General features: G+C 45.0%; 13 protein-coding genes. 7 read left to right on the top strand and 6 right to left on the bottom strand.

Translation table 11 applies throughout. The features are described 5' to 3' along the window. Positions 1-208: 208 nt before the first annotated feature. Positions 209-1,126, bottom strand: a complete 918-nt coding sequence (locus AB5062_RS18475; protein WP_368326936.1) for a tRNA-dihydrouridine synthase family protein — start codon at positions 1,124-1,126, stop codon at positions 209-211. 58 nt (positions 1,127-1,184) lie between these two features. Between AB5062_RS18475 and AB5062_RS18470 the strand changes: the two genes are divergently transcribed. Both AB5062_RS18470 and dprA read left to right on the top strand, forming a co-directional pair. Continuing rightward, a complete protein-coding gene (locus tag AB5062_RS18470; protein WP_005843849.1) occupies positions 1,185-1,592 on the top strand; it encodes a thioesterase family protein in 408 nt (135 codons plus the stop codon). Beyond that, entirely contained in the window at positions 1,589-2,704 is a 1,116-nt protein-coding gene (dprA, locus tag AB5062_RS18465; RefSeq protein WP_005843851.1) for a DNA-processing protein DprA, read from the top strand. Before AB5062_RS18470 ends, dprA begins: the two co-directional genes overlap by 4 nt. Before the next feature lie 80 nt (positions 2,705-2,784). Here the strand turns inward: dprA and AB5062_RS18460 are convergent, their stop codons facing one another. After that, complete coding sequence (locus AB5062_RS18460) at positions 2,785-4,668, bottom strand: alpha-L-fucosidase (RefSeq protein ID WP_005843854.1); 1,884 nt, start codon at positions 4,666-4,668, stop codon at positions 2,785-2,787. A gap of 594 nt (positions 4,669-5,262) precedes the next feature. On the opposite strand from AB5062_RS18460, the gene AB5062_RS18455 reads away from it, so the two are divergent. From AB5062_RS18455 to AB5062_RS18440, 4 genes are all read left to right on the top strand, one after another. Continuing rightward, on the top strand, positions 5,263-6,630 hold the full coding sequence (locus AB5062_RS18455) for a DUF3575 domain-containing protein (RefSeq protein WP_005843859.1): 1,368 nt from the start codon (positions 5,263-5,265) through the stop codon (positions 6,628-6,630). Further along, complete coding sequence (locus AB5062_RS18450) at positions 6,597-7,592, top strand: DUF5119 domain-containing protein (RefSeq protein ID WP_217315865.1); 996 nt, start codon at positions 6,597-6,599, stop codon at positions 7,590-7,592. Before AB5062_RS18455 ends, AB5062_RS18450 begins: the two co-directional genes overlap by 34 nt. A 48-nt stretch (positions 7,593-7,640) precedes the next feature. Next, positions 7,641-8,624: a fimbrillin family protein gene (locus tag AB5062_RS18445; protein WP_118409873.1), complete on the top strand. Its 984-nt coding sequence runs from the start codon at positions 7,641-7,643 to the stop codon at positions 8,622-8,624. 498 nt (positions 8,625-9,122) lie between these two features. Further along, the gene (locus tag AB5062_RS18440) at positions 9,123-9,983 is read left to right on the top strand and encodes an AraC family transcriptional regulator (protein WP_005849840.1); all 861 of its coding nucleotides are present in this window, start codon (positions 9,123-9,125) and stop codon (positions 9,981-9,983) included. Between the two features lie 64 nt (positions 9,984-10,047). Here the strand turns inward: AB5062_RS18440 and AB5062_RS18435 are convergent, their stop codons facing one another. The 3 genes from AB5062_RS18435 to AB5062_RS18425 are packed head-to-tail and all read right to left on the bottom strand — an operon-like array spanning position 10,048 to position 13,503. After that, entirely contained in the window at positions 10,048-10,803 is a 756-nt protein-coding gene (locus AB5062_RS18435; RefSeq protein WP_005843870.1) for a succinate dehydrogenase/fumarate reductase iron-sulfur subunit, read from the bottom strand. Positions 10,804-10,823: 20 nt separating this feature from the next. Next, the gene (locus tag AB5062_RS18430) at positions 10,824-12,782 is read right to left on the bottom strand and encodes a fumarate reductase/succinate dehydrogenase flavoprotein subunit (RefSeq protein ID WP_005849842.1); all 1,959 of its coding nucleotides are present in this window, start codon (positions 12,780-12,782) and stop codon (positions 10,824-10,826) included. A 34-nt stretch (positions 12,783-12,816) separates the two neighbouring features. After that, the gene (locus AB5062_RS18425; protein WP_005843874.1) at positions 12,817-13,503 is read right to left on the bottom strand and encodes a succinate dehydrogenase/fumarate reductase cytochrome b subunit; all 687 of its coding nucleotides are present in this window, start codon (positions 13,501-13,503) and stop codon (positions 12,817-12,819) included. 190 nt (positions 13,504-13,693) lie between these two features. On the opposite strand from AB5062_RS18425, the gene AB5062_RS18420 reads away from it, so the two are divergent. After that, positions 13,694-14,308: a phosphatase PAP2 family protein gene (locus tag AB5062_RS18420; RefSeq protein ID WP_032953034.1), complete on the top strand. Its 615-nt coding sequence runs from the start codon at positions 13,694-13,696 to the stop codon at positions 14,306-14,308. A gap of 103 nt (positions 14,309-14,411) precedes the next feature. On the opposite strand, the gene AB5062_RS18415 is transcribed toward AB5062_RS18420, so the two are convergent. Then, positions 14,412-16,013 (bottom strand): S41 family peptidase, encoded by a 1,602-nt coding sequence (locus AB5062_RS18415; RefSeq protein WP_005843878.1) that lies wholly within the window; start codon positions 16,011-16,013, stop codon positions 14,412-14,414.

The following is a 16,013-nucleotide window of genomic DNA, read 5'->3' as shown; positions in this document are numbered from 1 at the left end:
GGAAAAGGCTAATGACTAAAAAGGGATCATTAGACTTTTTGTTTTAATATACTATATAGAATCGCGGAGACGCTTACGGCTGGAAGTAACTGACAGGAAACTGAAGGTTCTCCTATCAGGATACTTCCCTATTTTACAAGCAGTTAGACCGGCTGAATGAACTGAAGAGACACTCCGGTTTTCATGTACCGAAGCCCCTTTTCCATCATTACAGCTGGTTCACCGCCGTCAAATACTTATCCATCGTTGTAGCCTTCTTTATCGCTTTCTTTATCTTCCGGTCCGCATCGGGCAGCAGATATTCCCAATAAGGCTTCATTTTACTCAGCAATTGCGCCTCTCCCTGTAAATGGGATTCATAATATTGAAGAAGGCGTGCGTGAAGCGCCTTCACCTTTTCATACAGCTCATCGGGAGAAAAAACGGTTCCGTTTGCATATTCCCAAGCCAAAGCAGGATTGGCCAGCAACCCGCGTCCCAGCATGACGCCCTCCAGGCGGGGAAACTCCTCGTCCACCTTCCGGATATCTTCCACCGTCAGCAAGTCACCGTTATACACCAACGGATGGGCGCACTCCTCATAGAAAGCGGTGAACGCAGCCAAGTCCACCTCTCCCTTGTACTGTTGCTTCCCGATACGAGGATGCAGAACGATCCGCCGCAAGGGGGCAGCGTTCAACAAAGGCAACAACGGCCGCCATTCATCCGCACACTCCCATCCCAATCTCATCTTGACGGAGAAACCCAGTTCCGGATAGTGCACCAGCTCTTTCAATAAAGCTTCCACCTCGGCCGGATACGGCAAAATGCCCGAACCCTTATGTTTCCCTGTCATCAGGGGAAAAGGACAACCCATATTGATATCCGCTTCCTTGTACCCTTTCTCTATAAACAAACCGGCCAGCCGTTCCAGTTCGGCAGGAGTGGAAGCGATAAGCTGGGGAATCAGCCGGGACACAGTATTGTTTCCAGAAGCGATCTCCCGTACATCCTTGTTACGGAACTCTCCTTTCTCCATCCGCACAAAGGGGGTATAATAAGCATCTATCCCACCAAAAACTTCCTGATGAAGATTTCTCCAGGGGGCTTCCGTAAAACCTTGCAAAGGGGCAGCGTACAGTTTCATTTGTTTCTTTTTTTAAGTTTATCTGCAAAGTAACACATTTTTCTTATACCTTTGCCTTATGGAAAAGTATATTTATGAACTGAAGATGAAGGTACGCGATTATGAATGCGACCTGCAGGGTATTGTGAACAATGCCAACTATCAACATTATCTGGAACATACGCGCCATGAGTTTCTCACATCGGTGGGCATCAGTTTCGCACGCTTGCACGAAGAAGGAGTGGACCCGGTAGTGGCGAGGCTCACCATGGCGTTCAAAACTCCGCTGCGCAGCGGTGACGAATTCGTGTCCAAGCTCTATCTGAAAAAAGAAGGTATTAAATATGTGTTCTATCAGGACATTTTCCGTCTGCCCGACATGAAAGTGACTGTCAAGGCCACTGTAGAATCAGTATGCGTGGTAAACGGCAGATTAGGGGACAGCGCTCTATTTGACGAGACTTTCGCCCCCTATCTGAGCGAATGACACAAGACGAACAAATTTGCAGCCTGGCCCTGACCCGGATACCGGGATTGGGACCGACAGGCGCATTCAGACTGGTGAGCAGTCTGGGAAGCGCCACCCGTGTTTTCGAACACCGCAAAGAGCTGTCACAACTGGTCCCCGGAGTAAGCGAAAAGATCATTACTGCGTTGAATAACTCCGAAGCTTTCCGGCGTGCAGAGCAGGAACTTACTTTCTGTGAGAAAAATCATATCCGCTGCCTCACCTTAAATGATGAAGGTTATCCCGGCCGTTTGCGTGAATGTGATGATGCTCCGCTAGCTTTATTTTACCGGGGAAATGCCGATCTGAATGCACTGCATGTCATCAATATGGTAGGAACCCGTCATGCCACCCCCTACGGACAGGATATCTGCACCCGTTTCCTTGCCGACTTGTCGGTGTTGTGCCCAAACGCCTTGATAGTGAGCGGGCTGGCTTATGGCATTGATATCCATGCGCATCGCGCCGCCCTGCAGAATCATTTCAAGACCATAGGCGTGCTGGCACACGGACTGGACCGTATTTATCCTGCCGAACATCGGAAGACAGCCGTCAGCATGTTGGAACAGGGAGGTTTGCTGACCGAATTTACAAGCGGAACCAATCCCGACAGGCAGAATTTCGTGAAACGAAACCGCATTGTGGCAGGTATGAGTGACGCCACCGTCGTTATCGAATCCGCCGCCAAAGGGGGAGCCCTCATCACCGCCGAACTGGCGGAAAGTTATCACCGGGACTGTTTTGCCTTTCCGGGACGATGCAACGACGAATATTCCATAGGCTGCAACAATCTGATAAGAAAAAACCAGGCAGTGCTTATCACATCGGCCGAAGATTTAGTGAAGGCCATGGGATGGGAAAGCAGCCCCAAAACCGAGAAAACAGTACAACGGGAATTGTTCCCTGATTTAAGCGAGGAAGAGGAACGAATAGTAAAACGACTCGGCAAAATGCCGGAAGGATTACAAATCAACACATTGGTGATAGACACCAACATACCTGTAAACCGAATGAGTGCATTACTGTTTGAATTAGAAATGAAAGGGGTGATACGAGCACTGGCAGGAGGAGTGTACCGGTTAATAATGTAACCATGTATCAAGATACTCATATACCCATTGACATACGGTAGCTGTACCGTGAACGGGTACATGAGTATATTGATGCATGGTTATTGCACTCCTAGTTCGGCAAAGCCCATCGGTCCGTCATTTTCCACCATCCGCACTGCTTTCAACAGCACATATCTGGCTGTTACCGGACTGAAGTAGACCGATTGGAGAATCGGATTGTTCTTGATGTTCGAGAATTCCCCGCTGCTCACCACCTGGTTCACCGCACCGGCTTCCGTGCCGACTGAAATCTCATAGGCAGCTATCAGTCCTTTGTTATACTCGCTCTGGTCGGGTAAATAATGGAAAGAAGAAACAGTCTGTTCCGTACCTAAATCCATCAGAAGCGTATTGCCGTCCACAAAGCAAGTAGTGGCGGCATCTTTATCCGCACATTTTCCGGCTTCCGCTTCATCTACCTTCGGCAATGTAAACGGATATGTTTTCAGTTCCTCCGCTTTTGCTGTAAACACATCAAGGGTTTCTCCTGCATAATAAGCCTCTATATTATTGATACACAGGCAGGCGCGTGATTTCTCAAAGTTCACGCGAAGTTTGTCCGTAGTGACAGTCTCAAAACGAAGCAAACGTTTATAACCGATTGTAGTAGTCTCTTCATTCAGTTTCACAGGCAGCCACTCCCCTTCCTTATTATATTCCACCACAAAGGACTGTACACGCTGTCCCAACGGAATGTATTCCTGCAACAGCATACGGTTTACCTTCTGCGGGACCGGCCATTCAAACTCGATAACAGCCGATGTGACGCTATCCTCCGTAGCCCAATATGTATCATACTCTCCATCCGTCACCGCCTTTGCCGTATATTTTCCACCCCGTTCATTGGAAACTATCGGAAGAACACCTTTCAACAGATTGTTTGCCAACTGTTTCTGTACATTCTTATAAAAATCAACAGCATTCGCCGAATCTGTAGGGTGAATCAATCCATCCCGGTTTACGGGGAAATTAAGCAATAAAGTCGCATTATGCCCCACACTGCGGTAATAAAGGTCTGTCAATTGCTCCACCGTCTTCACCCGGTCGTCCTCCTCCGGATGATAAAACCAGCCCGGACGGATAGACACATCACACTCGGCAGCCGTCCACTGATTGCCGTCCGCATGTCCGTATTGCAGTTCCCTATACTTAGGATATCCCGGATAAACCTCTCCGGCACGCAAGAAAGACCAGTTTGTCGCTCCGGCAAATCCATTCTCGTTACCTACCCAGCGGCATCCGGGACCGCCATCCGAGAATACAACAGCCTGCGGCTGAAACTTGTCAATCATTTCATAGGCACGCGCATAGTCATAGTAAGTCTTCCGGTCTATGGTACGGGAATCTTTTGCTCCGCCATACCAGCCATCACCGCCATTGGCCCCGTCAAACCAGATTTCAAACACCGGACCATAATTGGTCAGCAACTCGTACAACTGTCGATAGAAATAATCCACATATTCCGGAGTTCCATAATTGGCCTGATGCCTGTCCCACGGTGAGAGATAGACAGCGAATTTTATACCATACTTCTTGCAAGCTTCCGAAAGATCACGCACTATATCCCCTTTCCCGTCTTTATAAGGCGTGTTACGGATACAGTATTCGGTCAGCCCCGTAGGCCACAGGCAAAATCCGTCATGATGTTTTGCCGTAAGGATAACTCCTTTCATCCCTGCCGCCACAAAGGTTTTCACCCATTGTTCGCAGTCCAGTTTGACAGGATTGAATGTAGCAGGATCGGAATCTCCATATCCCCATTCACGATCATTGAACGTGTTCAGTCCGAAATGTACGAAAGCGTATGTCTCCATTTTCTGCCAATCCACCTGTTTCTTTTCAGGAATGGGGAAAACAGGTTCAGGAGCATTCACAGCTGGAGCGCAGGCATTCAGTAATGCAACAGCAGCTCCCAAGCATAAAAGGTTTGCGTGTCTTTTCATTTAGATTGTCAATTAATTACATTGACACAAAGATAACATAAAATCCGATGGATGAAAACAAGAAGCTGAATATTTTAAAAGACAGGAAACTTGACAGGCAGGAAAAGAACAAAAGCGAAGGGCTTAAAAAAGGAAAAGGAGCAACGCTTTGCTCCAACCTTTGTTAACCTTAAATCTAATACTATGAAAAAAATCACATGACAAATGTACAACTTACACTCATTTTCTCCAAATATTTAGTTCAATTTCGCTTTTCATTTAGTATTATTTCACAAATACAACCGTTTTCGCACACAACATTACAATTAGATTGAAAAACACGGATTAAAAAAGGAATATGAAACATTGCCCTATCCATATGATAAGACCGTTCATTTCTGTCCATTGGAAAGTAAAAAGCAAAAAGAAAGTATTCCTCTGATTATTCACTCCAAATAAAAGTAAGCTTCCCTGCCCTTCTCATTATCCGGCTGCCCAAACTTGCAAATTCTGTCCAATCGCTTCACTAACCCTTTCACGTCCGAAAATAGAACATTTAATACGTTTTTTTTCAGATTTTATCACCTATATTTGCTCCACACATAATGGTAATCCATGGAAAAACGCACTACTATATTCAGCATATTTGTGTTTTTGTGCCTACTGACCAATAGCACTTATGCCCGGACGACAGAGTACGAAAATCCCAAAGATACCATATTGGACATGATGCTCTATTTTGACCTGAAGGCCCGACAGGCGGACAAGGATTACCAAGGAAACGGTAAAACGCTGGCAACATTGGATTCCCTGCTTGCCCATCCTGCCCGCAGCAGACATCTTTATTCCATTATTCTGGTTTCACCGGATTCATATAACGGAAAAAAAGAACCGGACATAGCGCCGGGCCTAAAAAGAAGCGAGGAAGTAAAAGCGTTCTTATGTCGGAAATATCCGCAAGTCAATGCCGCCCAAATCTGTATCCGTACAGGAGAAGAATACGGGGATGCCTTACGGAAACTGATAACGGACGACAGGCTGGTCCCCGACCGGGAGGATGTATTGGCATTGATAGATTATCACCATGACAATCCTGTAAAAATGCAAGATTTCTTGCAACATCTGGATGCCGGCATACCTTATCAATATATTTCCAACCGGCTGCTACCGGAGCTCAGACGGACAAAAATAAGAGTCTGCCTGTCTTATCCGGAAGAAAAGGAAGGAAAAAACTCCTCCACGGAACAGGCGGCCATGATAGAAGAAACTGAATTCATTCCGATTGACAGGGAAACGACCATTGCGCCAATAGCGGTGCAAGCACTCCCACAAAAGGAAAGGAGACAAGTAATAACAGAAACAGAAAAAACAGTAACAAAGGCAGAAAAGGAAAAAGAGACAAAAGCAAAACGGGGAAAAAAGCCCAAAGAAAAGGCAGCAAGAAGAGACAAGACAGCCGGCAACACAGTGCTTGCACTGAAAAATAATTTATTGTACGACCTGGCACTGGCGCCTAATATAGAAATAGAAATTCCTGTAGGAAAGCGGTGGTCAGTGAACCTGGAATATAAAAGCCCCTGGTGGTCCAACAGTAGCAAAGAAATCTGCTACCAGCTGATTTCGGGAGGAATAGAAAGCCGCTACTGGCTGGGCAACCGTGAACTGCATCACCGGTTGAACGGACATTTCTTTGGATTGTATGCCGAAGGAGGTATCTACGACTTTCAGTTTAAAGGAGACGGCTACCAAGGTAAATATTACGGTGCGGCAGGATTCACTTATGGATATTCCACTTCAGTGTCACGGCATCTGGCATTGGAATTCAGCCTGGGCATAGGCTACCTGACCACGGAATATCAAAAGTACACTCCCTATGAAGGGTCACTAGTTTGGATGAGTAGCGGGAATTACACCTTTATAGGCCCTACGAAAGCAAAAATTTCGTTGGTATGGGTGATAACAAAGAAGAGAGGAAGAAAATGAAAAAGACAAGGTACGTAGCTCTTGTACTTTTATCTTCACTATTGACTTTAGTGGGATGCAGCCGACGCGAGATTCTGGACGATTATCCCGTAACAGGAATAAATATCCGTTTGGACTGGGAAGGAGTAACCGGCCGTCTGCCGGAAGGAGTCCGGGTTATTTTCTATCCCAAGGACGCCCAAGGAAGAAAGATTGATACTTACTTGCCGGCAAAAGGCGGAGAAATGAAAGTGCCCCCGGGGCATTACTTGGCAGTGATTTACAATTATGACACCGAAGTAGTGCAAGTAAAAGGCGAAGACAGTTACGAAACGATAATGGCGTGTACAGGAAACTGCACGGGATTGGGCGACAGCGAAACAGAAAACATGGTATGGGGACCGAATAATTTTTATGTGGCAACCCTGGACGATGTAGAGATAGGAAAAGGAGAAGAGTTACCGACACTAGAGGTAAGACCAAAATCTGTGGTAACCACTTACATCTTTTCAATAAAGACAGAGGGGCTGAAAAATGTCTCATCGATCATTGGCAGTGTTTCCGGAATGGCTGAATGTTACCATTTAGGTAAAGGAGCCGGCTTATGCCGCTTCGCTCCCATTTATTGTGAAACCGGTAAAGGGAATGGGGTTATAAAAGGGAGTTTCACCTGTTTCGGACATCCCGAACTGACGCAGGCAAGAGCTGATATCACTCAGTTTCTGAATCTGATCATAGTAAGGGTGGATGGTTCCAGACAAGAAGCGAAAGTGGAAATAACGGAAGCGGTAAAACCTCCTGAAGACGAGCCGGGAGAAGGTGATGAAAAACCTCAAGAGTCCGAGATAGAGATTGAGCTTCCGGATGACGAGAAAATTGTAGTGGATGATGTAGAGGTTCCTCCAGATGAAAGTGGCGGTGGATTTGATGGGAGCGTTAGTGACTGGGACGATGAAACAAATGTGGAATTACCGGTTGGTTAAGATATAAAATAAAGAGTCATAGAATTATTAACTTAAAACACACAGAATATGAAGAAGATTTTATTTGCAGCTTTAGCTGTACTGGCAATCACAAGTTGCTCACAGAATGAAGAAATTGAAGCTCCGACACAAAAAACGGAAATTAATTTCCGAAGCGTAGTTGGGAAGTCATCCAGAGCTGCAGAAGCTACAACTGAAAACTTGGAATCCCAAGGTTTCATACTTTACGCCTATAATACTAAAACAATTACAATGGACAAAGTAACAGCAGGTAGCTTAACAACAACATTTATTAATGGGAAAAAAGCAACTTGTACTAACTCTAACTGGTCCGTAGCAGATGGTCCATATTATTGGCCAATAGCCGAAAATTTACAATTTTTTGCTTACTCACCTGAAGCCGGCGGTATTACAAATTATGCCACAACCGGTACTTACCCGAGTTTCACGTATACTCTTCAGACGATACAGACAGATTTACTAGCCGCCTGTGTAACAGATAAAGCAAAAACCAATAGTGCAACCTCTGTTGGAAGTGTAGATTTAACATTCAATCATATTTTAACTCAGATTAATTTCAAGCTCCAAGGTAAAGACACAGGATTCAAATACAATGTTACATCTATAAAATTATCAGGAGTTGCAAATAGCGGTACTTATACTTATAACGCAGATAAAGGTGCATGGAGCGCTCAAACTGGCAATGAAGAATATACATATAATGCTACCTACTCTGAAATTGACGGTACAGCAACAAGCGAAATTGCGACAAGCAGTAATGCATTAATGTTAATCCCTCAGAATGATCTATCGTCAGTCAAGATTACTGTTACTTATTCCACGACTAATGATAATGGCAAAGTATTTGAAGGAACAAAAGAAGCCACATTAACCGGAACATGGGATATAGGCAAAAAAATACTTTATACGTTAACATTACCTGCCGGTGCTGAAGAATTAACATTTACAGCCCAAGCGGATGGGTGGACAAATGAAGATCCCCAACCTAGCCCAATTGAGCCCAATAAATAAATCACATCCATTTGTCAGGCCAATTATAATTTCCTGATAAGAACATAACAATTTCCTGCTCCGCAATGAAACACCGTATCATCCCCACCATGATTTGCGATTTCATTTGCGGAGCATTTTTACCTGTTGTCAATCAACCGTCCTCAAAAAGTATATGCGATAGTTATGCAGCTCGCCAATGATACCGGAGAAATTGGAGGATGATACTACACATTCCATAATCTATGCTGTTTTAGCCGGTATACCTCCCCATGGATACACACAAAGATACTTTCTTTCTGCTACTTTCCCAACAATTGTAACTTCTTTGTGTTTGGCCACACAAATTTAGCCCTCTATGCTCACGCCCACAGGCTATCGTTTTCCGTAACGGCAGAAGACAAACAAGTGGAAACAGGATTCTTCGGTCTTTTTCCTGAAACTTATTGCAAATTATCCATATTTGACCTACATTTGTCAAATCAACCAAAAGAACACAAGCGTTTCTAACATCTATATATGTCTGGTCTGCCCTGTAATGAAAGGATGGATTGTACCCAATGCCCTAAAGCAGTGGAGAACAGCATCCATTACACACATAACAAAAAAGGTTTCCACTTACCCCCACATAAGTGTGAAACCAATATTTTATTTTTCTTACTCAAAGGTCAAATATTAATCAATAGTGAAGAATATGCCGGAACCATCATCAATTCCGGAGAATTTGTGCTGCAAGCTATCGCATCAAAAGTGGAAATACTGGCCATGACAGACTCGGAAGGTATTCTGTACACATTTGATGACCCTAAAGCCTTCTGCTATGACCGCTATACCTATATATTGAAAAACGTGCCTCCGCCACTCATCTCCGAGCCACTGAAAATAAAGCCCGAAATAAAGCTTTTCCTTGAAGGGGTTGCTTCCTATCTGAATGCAGACAAAATTTGTAAAGAGCTGCTCGAATTCAAGCGTAAAGAACTTTATTATCTGTTGGCGCACTATTACACAGACTATGAGCTATCTCCTGTTGTACACAGCCTATCCCAATACACCAGCAGTTTTGAATATTTCATATTAAAGCACCACAAACAAATAAAGTCCGTAGAGGAGTTCGCACAACTGGGCGGCTACAGCGTCACCACCTTCCGCCGCATTTTCAAAGCCATCTTCAACGAACCGGCCTATGAATGGATGATGAAACAGCGCAAAGAAAGTATCCTTTACCAATTGCGCTATACAGATGCTTCCATCTCCGAAATCTGCTTTGGACATGGATTTGAATCTCTCTCACATTTTTCCAACTTCTGTAAGAAGTCCTTTGGCGACTCTCCCAGAAACATCCGTAAAAAAGAAAAGGAAGAAACTTCACCCAATACATAATTATAAAAAAAATGCCCCGCCAAAAGGCAGGGCACTCTCAAATATCAAGTAAAACTAACCGTAATTAGTCTTTCAGCTTCGCAGCAATAAATTCACGGTTCAAACGAGCAATGTTGCTGATAGAAACCAGCTTCGGACATTCTGCCTCACAAGCACGAGTGTTTGTACAGTTACCAAAGCCCAGTTCATCCATTTTGCTCAACATAGCTTTCGCACGGCGTGCAGCTTCCACTTTACCTTGAGGTAACAGTGCCAACTGGCTGACCTTTGCAGAAACAAACAACATAGCAGAACCATTCTTACATGCAGCAACACAAGCACCACAACCGATACATGCAGCAGCATCCATAGCCTCATCGGCAATAGGTTTTGCAATAGGAATTGCGTTAGCGTCAGGAATACCACCGGTATTGATTGACACGTAACCACCCGCCTGCATAATCTTGTCGTATGCGCTGCGGTCTACCATCAAGTCGCGGATTACCGGGAAACCGGCAGAACGCCAAGGCTCAACAGTAATGGTGTCACCGTCTTTGAAACGACGCATATAAATCTGGCAGGTAGTAGCACCTGTAGCAGGTCCGTGAGGATGTCCGTTGATATACATAGAGCACATACCGCAGATACCTTCACGACAGTCGTGGTCGAATACGATAGGTTCTTTACCTTCATTGATAAGCTGCTCGTTCAAGATATCCATCATTTCCAGGAATGAGGTATCACCCGGAATATCTTTCATTTGGAAGGTATCAAAATGTCCTTTATCCTTAGGACCTTTCTGACGCCAAACTTTCAGTGTGAAACTTATATTTTTATCCATGATTTCTATACAATTAATAATTAAGACTTATAGTTACGAGTTTGAACCTTAACGAACTGATAGTTCAAATCTTCCTTGATCAATTCGGGTTCTTTTCCTTCACCTGTGTATTTCCAGCAAGCTACATACGAGAACTTGTCATCGTGACGAAGCGCTTCACCCTCCGGAGTCTGGTGTTCTTCACGGAAGTGACCACCACAAGATTCCTCACGGTTCAATGCATCGTAAGCCATCAGCTCACCGATTTCGATGAAATCAGCCAGGCGGATTGCCTTTTCAAGTTCCACATTCAATTCATTAGCTTCACCCGGAATGCGAAGGTCGCTCCAGAAGGTCTTTCTTACTTCTTTCAGTTTAGCCAGAGCAGTAGTCAAAGATTCCTTGGTACGTCCCATACCTACGAAGTCCCACATGATGTGACCCAGTTCCTTGTGAATAGAGTCTACTGAACGATGACCCTTGATATTCATCAGTTTCTGGATCTTATCGTTTACAGCCTTTTCGGCAGCCACAAATTCAGGAAGGTCTGTCGAGAAACGGGGAACCTGAATCTGGTCTGACAAATAGTTCTGGATAGTATAAGGCAATACGAAGTAACCGTCAGCCAATCCCTGCATCAATGCAGATGCACCCAAACGGTTTGCACCGTGGTCAGAGAAGTTAGCTTCACCGATAGCATACAAGCCCTTGATAGAAGTCATCAGTTCATAGTCAACCCAGATACCACCCATCGTATAGTGGATAGCCGGGAATATCATCATCGGAGTCTTGTACGGATTTTCGTCAGTGATTTCTTCGTACATATCGAACAAGTTACCGTAACGGGCACGAACTACATCTTCACCCAGACGGTCGATAGCGTATTTAAAGTCAAGGAATACGGCCAGACCTGTGTTGTTCACACCGAAACCGGCGTCGCAACGTTCTTTCGCAGCACGTGAAGCAACGTCACGGGGAACCAGGTTACCGAATGCCGGATAACGGCGTTCCAAGTAGAAGTCGCGGTCTGCATCAGGAATATCGGTCGGTTTCTTAGTTCCTGCCTGCAATGCCTTGGCATCTTCCAGCTTTTTAGGAACCCAGATACGTCCGTCATTACGCAATGACTCGGACATCAAAGTCAGTTTAGACTGCTTGTCACCGTGTACAGGGATACAGGTCGGGTGGATCTGTGCAAAGCAAGGATTGGCAAAGTAAGCACCTTTGCGGTAAACCTGCATAGCAGCCGAACCATTTGACGCCATAGCGTTGGTAGACAAGAAGTAAGTATTACCATAACCGCCGGTACCGATAACTACCGCATGGGCAGCGAAACGTTCAATCTTACCTGTAACCAAATTACGGGCGATGATACCACGGGCGCGTTCCACACCTTCGTTATCCTTAATCAGCACAACGTCCAACATCTCATAACGAGTGTACAACTTCACGTTACCACGCTGAACTTCACGGCTCAATGCAGAATAAGCACCCAGCAACAACTGCTGTCCGGTTTGACCGCGGGCATAGAATGTACGTGATACCTGAGCACCACCGAATGAACGGTTATCCAGCAAACCACCGTATTCGCGAGCGAAAGGAACACCTTGAGCTACGCACTGGTCGATGATAGCATTTGACACTTCGGCCAGACGATAAACGTTAGCTTCGCGTGCACGGTAGTCACCACCTTTGATTGTATCGTAGAAAAGACGGTAAACAGAGTCACCATCATTTTGATAATTCTTAGCAGCATTGATACCTCCCTGTGCAGCAATAGAGTGTGCACGACGGGGAGAGTCCTGGATACAGAAGTTTAATACCTTGAAACCCAGAGCACCCAGTGAAGCAGCAGCCGAAGCACCTGCCAAACCGGTACCTACCACAATAATGTCAAGACGACGTTTGTTGGCAGGGTTTACCAATTTTTGATGAGCTTTATAATTGGTCCATTTCTCGGCTAAAGCGCCTTCAGGAATTTTAGAATCTATAGTAGCCATATTCATTTACAATTTTATCATTTACAATTTACGATTAGCAAGCACCACAAGCGAGTGATTTCACGAAGTAGATAACGACTACTGCTGCAAAACCAAGAACTACCAAAGTAGAGTAGATGTTACCAATAGTCTTCCAACGCTCGAACCAGATTTTATTGCTCCAGCCCAAAGTCTGCAAAGCACTCCAGAATCCGTGAGTCAGGTGGAACCACAAAGCTGCTAACCAAATGAGGTAAAGCACTGTAAATACAGGGCATCCGAATGTTTCACGAATGTAAGCGGCACCGTCTGTAGGACCGAATGCGCCCAAATCATGAACACCGATAATTTCGGCAAACTGCATTTTGTACCAGAAATTGGCAAAATGAAGAGCCAATCCGGCAATGACAACAATACCCAGGACAAGCATGTTCTGAGATGCCCATTCCACAGTTTTAGGTTTAACGTTCACTGCATAACGTTCGCTACCGCGAGCTGCACGGTTCTGCATGGTCAACCAGAAAGCGTAGATGATGTGAATTACAAACAGAGCAGCCAGCCCGGCAGTTGCAACCAACGCGTACCAGTTAGCTCCCAAGAATTCACAAATCATGTTGTAAGCATCTTCCGAGAAGAGCGCAACAAGGTTCATCGCCATGTGAAACGTCAGAAACAGGACAAGGGCGATACCTGTGACACTCATCACCACTTTCCTTCCAATAGATGAATTACTTAACCACATAAATGATTGAATTTAAATTATTTAATTGTTAGAACTAAAAATTCTGTTAAAAGCTGTGTATTCACGATGCAAAAGTAAAGGAATTCTAGCGATAATACAAGGAATTATGGAAATTATTCTTTAATTCGGGGAAGGGTAAATGCGAATTACATTATTTCCCTATCTTTGCACTGAACAAATGCCAAACTAAATGAAACGCCAAAGGATTATTTTTCTCATACTGACAGCCTGTTTTACATTCAGCCTCAGCGCACAGAATATAGACATCAACACGTTGAAAACCATCAACCGATGGGATGTACACGGACTGAGCCGCGGATTGTCCGCTAGCGGAGTGATTCTACCCGTAGGAATACCTACAGCCATGGGACTCTATGCATTGATAAAAAAAGACCACCAGCCGATGCTGAAAGATGCCATTTACATAGGAACCAGTGTGATTGAAGCAGTGGGGATTACATACGCCGCCAAACATATAATAGGTCGTGACCGGCCTTTTGTAAAGTATCCGGATAAGATTCATGCATACGGAGCACCGGATGCCGACAGTCCGTCATTCCCTTCAGGACACACTGCGGCAGCTTTTTCTTTAGCCACCTCACTCTCCATCACTTATCCTAAGTGGTATGTTATCGCCCCTTCAGCCGTATGGGCTTGCGGAGTAGGGTTTGCCCGGATGAACCAAGGGGTGCACTATCCCAGTGATGTAGTGGCAGGAGCCGCTATCGGAGTAGGATGTGCTTTCGTGAACGTGTATGTGAACCGATGGCTGAATAAGGTACTATTCGGGAGACAGATAAAGTGATGGTTGGAAAATTATTCCACACCTAAAAGAAGACACAGCAGAAGTTTTTCAGACAACTGCAGGAGTGCAACTATGCGCCCCTGCAGTTAATATAAAGTCTTGACTATCGCTTTTTCAACAGCAGCCCCTCAAAGTCCGGTTGCTCCAACAGTTCCAGCGCTTTCCTGATACTTTCATTCGCGTCATTAATGACGTGATAATATTCATTCATATCCCATAAATCACGGGCTATCAATGCTTTCATCTGCAACCTCAGCAGAGGCAGGGCCTTTTGATACTCTTCTTCATTATATTCCACTCCCATCTCCTTGCCGGTAGCAACCAGTTGTGCCAACATATCCGGAGTCACTTCAAAACGTTTGTAGAACTCATTGAAAGTCTTGTATTTGCCCAGCCACTCTTTACGATGGGCATCAATAAAATGGAAATGAGCTTTCATCAATGCTCCTTTATCACGCAACTGACGATGGTATTTAGTATAGAGAGTCGTATCAATCGGCACAAAATAATCGGGCATGATCCCTCCGCCACCATATACCGTACGGGCCAACCTATGAGTCTTGAACTTCAGTGAATCCGGAAAGTGGATGCTGTCTTCACTCATCATTTCTCCTTTATTATAACGGTCTATCAGGTCTTCATTATACTTTTCAATGCTCTCGTAAGGTTTCTGGATACAACGTCCGGCAGGCGTATAATAGCGGGCCACCGTCAGACGGATCATCGAACCGTCCGGCAAATCAATGGGACGCTGCACCAAGCCTTTACCAAAACTGCGCCGGCCCACAACAACTCCTCTGTCCCAATCCTGAACAGCTCCGGTCACAATCTCACTGGCAGAAGCCGAAAATTCATCAACCAATACCATCAGACGACCGTTCTGAAACTCGCCCGTACCTTTGGCAAAAAACTCGCTACGAGGATTACGACGGCCCTCCGTATAGACAATCAGTTCCTTTTTACCCAAAAATTCATTGGCAATATCGATAGCAGCATTCAAATACCCCCCGCCATTGCCCTGCAAATCAAGAATCAAGTCTTTCATTCCTTTCTTCTGCAACCCGGTCAGCGCTTTCTTGAACTCCTCATGGGTAGTGGCGGCAAAACGGTTGATACGAATATAACCGATCTTATCTTTAATCATATAGGAAGCATCCAGGCTGTAAACAGGTATTTTATCCCTTTTCACCGTAAAGGGGAGCAGTTCCTTCACCCCTCGGCGAAGTATTTTCAGATTCACTTTTGAATCTTTAGGACCACGGAGACGACGCATAATATCCTCGGTACTCATCTTTACACCGGCTATCAGCGTATCTTCCACCATGACGATACGATCACCGGCCAGAATACCGACTTTTTCGGACGGTCCGCCCGATACAGGCTGTATCACCAGCAAAGTGTCCTCCGCCATATTAAACTGTATACCGATACCTTCGAAGTTTCCCTGCAACGGCTCGTTCATTCTCTTCACTTCCTCCGGATCAGAATAGGTAGAATGAGGATCAAGCTGCTCCAGCATTTTTACGATAGCTTCTTCCACCAGCTTTCCCTCATTGACTTCGTCTACATAAAGATTGGCAATGGCAAATTCCGCCAGTTGCAACTTACGTGCCGGAGAATTCAGAAATTTACTCTCCTGAGCCTGTGCGGCTACGATAGAAAAAAAGCAGGCAATCAAGCCTGCAAAATACATAGTATATTTCAT

Source organism: Phocaeicola sp. RTP21359st1_B8_RTP21360_211022, assembly GCF_040911965.1.
Classification (GTDB): Bacteria; Bacteroidota; Bacteroidia; order Bacteroidales; family Bacteroidaceae; genus Phocaeicola; species Phocaeicola vulgatus.
This window is presented reverse-complemented; position numbering and strand designations above follow the sequence as displayed.